Genomic DNA, 8224 nt, shown 5'->3' on the forward strand with positions numbered 1-8224 from the left:
GAAACGCTCCCGCCATCTCCCCTCCGGCCCCATGGCACTGGGCATCGGTCTGTGTGCCCTGCCCTTCCTGACCGACGAGTTCACCAGCTACCAGATCGGCTTGTTCCTCATCTACGGCATCGCCACCCAGGGTGTTGCGCTGTGCTGGGGTCGTCTGGGCTTCCTGCCCCTGGGCAACGCGCTCTTTTTCGGCCTCGGGGCCTACCTGGCAGGCGGCAGTCTCAAGGCCGCCTCGTCCAATGCGCTCTGGTACGCGACGCTTCCGCTCGCGCTCATGCTTCCGGCCGCCCTGGCCTACCTGACCGCTCGCCTGGTCTTTGCCCGCAGCTCCCGCAGCGGACCGTTCTTTTCGCTCATCACGCTGGCGATGACGATGCTGGGCTTCCTCGTGGTTCAGCAGTGGAGCGCCGTCACCGGAGGCTTCAACGGCATGTCCGACATTCCGGAGCCACCGGGCATGGACCGGTACGCGGATCTCTACTGGGTCGTCGCCGTCTGCGCAGTGTGCTCAACCCTGGTGTTGGGTGTGCTGATCCGTCGGCCCATCGGCACCCTGTGGTCGGCGATCGCACAGAACGAAGACAGGCTGCAGCTCTTCGGATATGCCACCGACCGGATCAAGGCCAACGCCTACGCCTTGTCCGCCTTGCTGGCCGCAGCGGCGGGTGCATTGTTCGCCATGCACCAGGGCATCGTCACGCCACTGTCCATGGGTGTCGTACTGGCCACCGAGTTCATCATCTGGGCCGCCGTCGGTGGCAAGGGAAGCCCGCTGGGAGCGCTGCTCGGCGCGGTGCTGGTGGGATATGCATCGTCGGAACTTCGAGACGCCTTTTCGTACTGGGAAGTGCTGGTGGCACTTCTTTTCCTGGTGGTCGTCCGGTTCCTCCCCGCGGGGCTGCTCGGTCTTGTGCAAGGCAGGCACGCTCACAAGGACTCCGGCGCAGAGCCCGTCGGGAAGATGCTCGCACCTCAGTCCGTCCCGGCAGGCAACCTCACACTGGAGTTCCAGAACGTCAGCTCATCACAAGGCGGCGTCCGGATTCTCGACCGCCTGTCCTTTGCTCTGAAAGGCTCAGGTGTGCGTTGCATCATCGGCCCCAACGGCGCAGGCAAGACCTCTTCCTTCAATGTGCTGACGGGTCGGCTTCCATTGCGGTCGGGGAAGATTCTCCTGAACGGCAAGGATGTGTCCCGGTTGCCGGCCTGGCAGGTCGCTCGCCATGGTGTCGGACGAAAGATGCAGGTGCCATCGGTGTTCCCAGACCTGACGGTTTCGGAGAACCTGGACATTGCCCTGTGGGCGGGACGGCTCAAAGGCATGGACGCTCTGGGGCGGTCGGCCCTGTCGTGGCACACCCCGCTGCTGGACGATCTGCTGGCACTCTTTCCCGTTCTGAAGCAGCAACTGAACGAGCGGGCCGGGAGCCTGTCTCAGGGGCATCGCCAGGCACTCGAATTCTCCATGACGATGCTGCCCGAACCCCAGCTGGTGCTGCTGGACGAACCCTGCGCCGGCCTATCGCCGAAAGAAACACACCAGATGATCGATGCCATCAAGCAGGTCATCGAGCGCCTGGGCGTCGGTGCCCTGGTCATCGAGCACGACATCAGCGCCGTGGAGGCCATTGGCGGAACGGTCTTCGTGTTCGACCAGGGGTCCCTGCTTGCAGCGGGAACACTCGACGACATCCAGAGCGACCCCAGTGTGAAGAGCGTCTACGCAGGAGCCCGAAAGTGAGCCCGACACTTCTGAAGTTCGACAACCTCGTCAGTGGCTACGGCGACACCATGGTGCTGCGGAATGTCTCCGGTGCAGTGACTCAAGGCGAGGTGCTCGGTGTTCTGGGGCGCAACGGCGTGGGAAAGACCACCCTGATGAAGACGCTGGCCGGCTACATCGAGCCACAGAGCGGATCGGTTGTTCTCAACGGCCGGAACATCAATGCCTTGGCACCACAGGACGGGCTGCGTTCGGGCATGGCCTATGCGCCGCAGGAAAACGTGGTGTTCGGGGAACTGACGGTGCACGAGAACCTGTGGTTGCACCTTGATGACAAAGACGAAAGCCGGTATGCGAGCTGCCTTGAGAACTTCCCGCGCCTGGGCGAAAGAATGGGGCAACGCGCGGGACTGCTGAGCGGTGGAGAAAGAAAGCTGCTCTCCTTCACCCGGACCATGGGCCTGAGTGCACCGCTGACCCTTCTTGACGAACCGACAGAAGGCGTGCAGCCCGAAAACATCCAGCGCATGGCCGACCTGGTGCGCTCCCGATGCGCAAGGGGTGCCACATACGTCATCGTCGAACAGAACCTGGAGTTCCTGCTCTCGGTCGCGACCTCGGTACTCGTCATGGACCACGGTCAGGTTCTGCTGGACCAATCAATTTCCGGCATTTCAAGGAATGAGCTTGAGGAATACTTGATGGTGTGAATTCCCTGTGAAAACCTGAGCCACCCGGAAGCAGCCCAGACGGGGACTCGACATTTCGAGGGCGAGCTCATGTCCACCGCGACGGACTTGCAGGAATTGCTGGACCCGTTCTACCGCCGACAGGCTGGCCGCTTCGTTGGGTTCCGGGCGAGGGAGCATTTTTTCTCACGGTACGCCCAGTCGATTGCTCGGCAACGCGCGTGCAGGCTGAGCATCGGCGCTGCGAATTTTCCTAGTCTTCTTCGCGCACCCGGTACCGCCCCATCAACGTCTGTTGGACGGCCGGCGGAACGGCGTCGTAGTGCGACAACGTGACGGTGTAGCGCCCCTGGCCGCTGGTCATCGCATTCAGCCGCGACTGGTAGTCGGCCAGCTCGGCCTCTGGCACCTGAGCGCCGATGGCCACGGTGCCGGCCCCCAGGCCCGATGTGCCTGTGACCAGGCCGCGCCGCAACGACAGGTCGCTCGTGACGTCGCCCACGGCATGCTCGGGCACGGCGATCTCGATCTGGACAAACGGCTCGAGCACAACCGGCCGGGCCTCGCGAATCGCCGCCATGAAGGCCTTGCGGCCGGCGGTCGCGAAGGCGATGTCCTTGCTGTCCACGCTGTGGTGCTTGCCGTCGTACACGACGACGCGCACGTCGACCACAGGGAAGCCGGCGATCGCGCCGTACGCCAAAACCTCGCGCACGCCTTTCTCGACCGCGGGGATGAACTGGCCCGGGATCGCACCGCCCCTGACTTCGTCGGCGAATTCGAAGCCCGCGCCGCGCGCGAGCGGCTCGATGCGCAGGAAGACTTCGGCGAACTGGCCGGCACCGCCGCTCTGCTTCTTGTGGCGGTGGTGGCCCTCGGCCGGCGTGGTCACGGTCTCGCGGTAGGCGATGCGCGGTGGCCGAGTCTGGACATCGAAGCGGTACACCTCGCGCAGGCGTTCGAGCACGATGCGCAGGTGCAGCTCGCCGAGCCCGTAAAGGACCGTCTCGTTGGTCGCGGCCACATGCTCGATGCGCAGGCACGGGTCCTCGGCCGCGAGCTTGCCGAGGATTTCCCAGGCGCGCTGCTCGTCGCCATGCCGCTTGGGCTCCACGGCCAGGCCGTACACCGGCACCGGGAGCGGCAGCGGAGCGAGGTGCACATGGCTGTCTTCGGCCGCATCGTGCAACACGGCATCGAAATGGATCTCGTCGACCTTGGCCACCGCCACGATGTCGCCGGGCAGCGCGTGCGACACCTCGACGTGGTCCTTGCCCTGGAGCATGAACAGGTGCCCGACCTTGAACGGCTTGCGGCCGTCGCCGATGTAGAGCTGGCTGTCGCGCGTGACCGTGCCCTGGTGCACACGAAAGATGCCCATCTTGCCGACATAGGGGTCGATCGTGACCTTGAACACATGCGCCAGCACGTGCAGCGTCGGGTCAGCCTTGGCCTCCATGGGCATGGCCTCTGCGCCCTCGCCAACGATGAAGCTCGGCGGGTTGGCTTCGGTCGGATCGGGCAGGAGTTTGACGATCACGTCAAGCAACTCGGTCACGCCGGCGCCGCTGCGCGACGAGGCGAAACACACCGGGATCAGGTGGCCTTCGCGCAGCGCCTGCTCCAGCGGCGCGTGCAGCTCCGACGGGTCGACGTCGCCTTTCTCGAGGTAGCGCTCGACGAAGGCCGCGTCGACCTCGACCACCTGCTCCACCAGCGCGCGGTGCGCCGCTTCGACGGGGCCGAAGTCGGAGCGTCCGAAGCGGTTGAAGAAGCAGTCGATCACCTGCCGGTTGACCCCGTCGGGCACGTTCAGCGGCAGGCATTCGCGACCAAAGGTGGCCTGGATGTCGGCCAGCAGACCCGACAGCGAGACGCCCTGCGCGTCGATCTTGTTGACGATGATCATGCGGGCGAGGCGGCGCGAGGCGGCGTATTCCATCATGCGCACCGCCATCGGCTCGATGCCGGTGGCGGCATTGATGACCACCGCCACCGTCTCGACGGCCTCCAGTGCCGGCAGGCTCTGGCCGAGGAAGTCGGGTCCGCCGGGCGTGTCGATGAGGTGGATGCGCGTGCCGGCATGCGTGAGGTGCATCACCGAGGCGTTGAGCGAATGCAGCATGCGGCGCTCGAGCGGGTCGTGGTCGCTGACGGTGCTGCCGCGCTCGACGCTGCCGCACGCGCCGATGGCGCCCGCCTTGTACAGCAGGGCCTCGGCCAGCGAGGTCTTGCCGGCGACTGCGGCGCCCACGAGCGCCAACGTTCGCACGGCTTTGATTTCGGCCGTGGGGCCGTTCGATCGGCTTGGCATGGTTGGACTCCTTTGCACGTCCGGAAGGCCGGTCCGGCGGCCCGCATGGGCTCGGGCGTGGCGTGTAGACGTCGGGGCAGCGTACGGGATTGACCGCGCCAACGCAAATGGATTGCGCCGCCGACCTCCGATGCCTGACCGGCATGCCTGCCGCGTTGACCTCCCCTGTGTTGCCAGCGTGCTGAGACATGGGCTCACCCTCAAGATGCCTCGACAACAACCCTCTGAGCCCGTCACCGTGAATGGACGGAGCGTAGCTTCTGGCCATGTTCACCTGTCATGGACTGGGGAGATCACAAGGCAGCATGCAGATCAAATGCACGCGCTGATTGAATTGACCTGAAGCTTTGTCAAAAGCCTCACTGACAAAAAGCGGCGTTAGAGAATGGCCTGCGGCAAAGGCCAGAAAAGCAGCAGCGAGAGAAGCCACAGAGAATCGGCCACCGGCCGCAAGCCCGCGAAAACACTGGGGCCAGAAAGACAAAAGGCCCCCACTTACGTGGGAGCCTTGTCTTACTGGCGGTGGACGCAGTCCGCAGCGAACCTGTATCGCGCCTGCAGTCGTTTTGGCCGCTCCTTCTCTTGCTCAGAAATTTTTGGTGAGCGCTGGGTTCATTTGGCCGGACACCCATTAAAGAATAAGTACGCGCGCACGCCCGCGCGCGAAAAAGGGACTCCGCCCTCGGACCCTGCAAGCCCCCCACCCTCCAGCCCGACCTGCCAGGCCCTGCCTCCTTCGGCTTGGAGCTCATGCCCGCCGGCCACCCACCATCTCCCGGGCCTGCCGAAGCTGCGCGTTCTCCATGGCCGCTTCAAGTGATGCGATGTCGGTGTTCGTCATGCGCACCGGGTACTGCTCGGCCTTCACCTTCCAGCGGCTGATCACCTCGACCATCCTCTTGAGCAGCGTGCGTGCCTCATTCTGAGATATCCCGAATGCCACCGATTGCCTGAGCAGCTGATCCAAATCCCATCGCGGGCCCTGCCACTGGAGGCGGGACGTGGCCTGTTGGCATTCGGGCTCCATGGCAGGTCGCAGTGCGGTGGCGGGTGCCAGCTCCCAGCGAGCAAGGGACCGGTACACGAAGCCGAACTTTCGCAGCGACACACGGGCGTTGATCAGTCGCATGAACACCAAGCGCAGCCACAGCTGGCGGGCGTCTGCCCCAAAAACTTTGCTGCATGTCCTCATGACCGCCAGCAGATCGAGCCAGTCCGGTTCTTCGCCCTCTTCCGCGAGCAACAGGCTTCGGGCGGACAGGTAGGGCTTTCGACCGCCATCCATGTCCCGATCCAATCGCTGGGTGATCAGCACCGATCCCTCGCACAGGTTCTTCAGCGCCATGTCCACCACCCGGATGCCCGCTTCCCGGGCCAGCTGTCCGAGGAGCATTTCCGCTTTGGCCACCGGATAGCGATCGGCCACGCTGGGCAGCCGGACCACCGCGAGGGTTCCTCCGTCCCGCTTCTGTGCGTCCTGAACAAAGCAGACCTTGGGACGGGAACCGCCCAGGGCGGTGGCACTGGAGAGCAGGAGCCGGGTCTGGCGCTCGTCGGCTCCCCCGCGCTCGAAGGCCGCAGTTGCCCCGGCCATGGTGTCCAGGTCTGCGGCGAACGGCAGGTCGAAGCGCCTGCCGGACACTGTCAGTGCCCGGTTCCTGGGCCGGATCCGCAGTGCACCGAGTCGGCAAAGGTCGTGGGTCGCGCAGAGGGACACCAAGGCCCGGGACTCCAGACCTGCGAGGGGATGGGTGGTGAGGGTGGCCTCACCCAGCGCCCGCTCAAGGAGGGCGTGTGCAAACCCGTCGGGTTGCGTGTCCGCCAGGGCCGCAAAGAAGGGGCTTCCCTGACTTTGGGGACAGGTTCTCCACTGGCCGTGGGGGTGGCAGCGCAGATCGGGTGATGGGCTGAAGAGCAGTTTTCGGCCCAGCCACCGCCGATCGAAGGAGAACTCAGAACACTCGGTGGGTCCGTCCTGGACGTGGTGCAGCACGCCCAGAGGCTGCTCGGACTTACCCATCATGATGTCCAGTATCACATCGCTGCGCGGGCCGTAGGCGAGCGTAGGGACTGGCCTTGCCGGCCGAATCGCACCACCGGCTGTTGGAGTCGTGGTGGTTGCACTCATTCGACGGCCTCGCCTTCTGCGCGGCCCCGGATGCGCTCGGGCAATGCGGCGTCTTGCACCTGCAGGCCGATGGTGTCTTGTGGGGTGTCCAGCAGGGCATTGAACCGGTCGATCATTCCGAAAGCCGCCAAGGCGCCGAGCAGGTGCTGGATGGCAACACCCGCATCGCCCGCCTCCAGACGCCGCACGGTACTGACCGATGCGCCGATCTGTTCGGCCATCGCCCGCTGGCTCCAGTGGCGCCGCCGCCGGGCCAGCGAGATGTTGGAGCCCAGGCGTTTGAGCGCACGTTCGTGGGACGGGGAGAGGTGGTTTTTCATGGCAGGTCCTCAGTGAGGGAACTGCCTCGATTCGACTGTCACGACACCCTGCAAGAGGCGGCTGTTGGTTTTCTGCCAACGAGCGAGGGATCAGATCAGAGCGCCCAATCCTGATAAGCGCTCATGTTTGAACGATCCGACGTAAACCTGTCCCAACCGGACCCCGGCCTGTTGGCCAGCGCAGCGCCCTGCTCCAGTCCGGTGCCCCGCCCCGGTCATGGCAGGCAGGCCTTCAGATCTGAGCGCTTGCAGCGCATAGACATCCAGATTCGAACAAGCGACCTGAGGCTTGTCCCCACCGGGGCTGGAGAAGCCTGTGGATATCTCGTGAACGGATGGGCCGAACCCGCGCCGCTGCTGGGATCGAAGCAAGGTGCACAAATATCGAGCAGAGGACTTCATCTTCTGACCGCCATACGATCAGTGATGCCTCCGAAGTCGCTGCAGAACGAGGGAGCCGAAAAACAAAGGGTCAGGCTGCACGCACTGCGCGGATGGCCACCAGCAAATCTTTGGCCCACTTTTGAGCACGCAGTTCTTGGCGTGCAAGTGCTGTAGAAGCTCTTGCTACGTCTTCCCCTTGGTACTTGGCAATGAGGGCCCGATTGCCGGTATGCCAAGCATGCACAACTGTCATGCCAGCACGTTCGATTTCCTTGGTGAGAAGTTGCGCCTTGCGGCCACACAACACCACAAGGCCGCAGCCCTGCAGTTCTTCGACTACGCGCTTCACATTCCCCGGTTCGAGAATCTGAGACGCCTTTGCCTCCGATGCACCGCTCTTCAGGCTTGCGGCCATCGGTTCGTCAAACGCATTGGAGATTCGATACCCATACCTATCCGAGGAAGTGAACAGGTTGGGTTCTTTCGACACCAGAAATCTGAGTGCAAGGGTGAGGTTCATGCCTGTATCGCCGGCCACAGGCTTTTTCTCTCTCAGCTCCGCGGCGCCAGGAACACTGAAAACAAATGCTAGGGACGCGCTTCAAAACCCCGGGCAACTGCCCTGTTGCTAAAGGCACGGCATTGGCACGATGGCGGGCATGACAC

The 8224-nt window shown here is 64.1% G+C and carries 6 protein-coding genes; 2 read left to right on the forward strand and 4 right to left on the reverse strand.

What is annotated here, in order from left to right; all coding sequences use genetic code 11:
- Positions 1-31 precede the first annotated feature (31 nt).
- Both RCO38_RS23440 and RCO38_RS23445 read left to right on the forward strand, forming a co-directional pair.
- Entirely contained in the window at positions 32-1741 is a 1710-nt protein-coding gene (locus tag RCO38_RS23440) for a branched-chain amino acid ABC transporter ATP-binding protein/permease (RefSeq protein WP_308330979.1), read from the forward strand.
- Entirely contained in the window at positions 1738-2433 is a 696-nt protein-coding gene (locus RCO38_RS23445; protein ID WP_308330981.1) for an ABC transporter ATP-binding protein, read from the forward strand. The genes RCO38_RS23440 and RCO38_RS23445 overlap by 4 nt, the downstream gene beginning before the upstream one ends.
- A 232-nt stretch (positions 2434-2665) precedes the next feature.
- Here RCO38_RS23445 and fusA read toward each other — a convergent pair whose 3' ends face one another.
- From fusA to RCO38_RS23465, 4 genes are all read right to left on the reverse strand, one after another.
- Positions 2666-4726, reverse strand: a complete 2061-nt coding sequence (fusA, locus tag RCO38_RS23450) for an elongation factor G (RefSeq protein ID WP_308330984.1) — start codon at positions 4724-4726, stop codon at positions 2666-2668.
- A 748-nt stretch (positions 4727-5474) separates the two neighbouring features.
- Entirely contained in the window at positions 5475-6854 is a 1380-nt protein-coding gene (locus RCO38_RS23455; RefSeq protein WP_308330986.1) for a HipA domain-containing protein, read from the reverse strand.
- Positions 6851-7174 (reverse strand): helix-turn-helix domain-containing protein, encoded by a 324-nt coding sequence (locus tag RCO38_RS23460; protein WP_308330988.1) that lies wholly within the window; start codon positions 7172-7174, stop codon positions 6851-6853. The genes RCO38_RS23455 and RCO38_RS23460 overlap by 4 nt, the downstream gene beginning before the upstream one ends.
- Positions 7175-7646: 472 nt before the next feature.
- Positions 7647-8078 carry a hypothetical protein gene (locus RCO38_RS23465; protein WP_308330990.1) on the reverse strand — a complete coding sequence of 144 codons (432 nt, stop codon included), beginning with the start codon at positions 8076-8078 and terminating at the stop codon, positions 7647-7649.
- Between the last annotated feature and the right edge of the window lie 146 nt (positions 8079-8224).

It is taken from the genome of Hydrogenophaga pseudoflava, from assembly GCF_031020795.1.
GTDB classification, from domain to species: Bacteria; Pseudomonadota; Gammaproteobacteria; order Burkholderiales; family Burkholderiaceae_C; genus Hydrogenophaga; species Hydrogenophaga pseudoflava_A.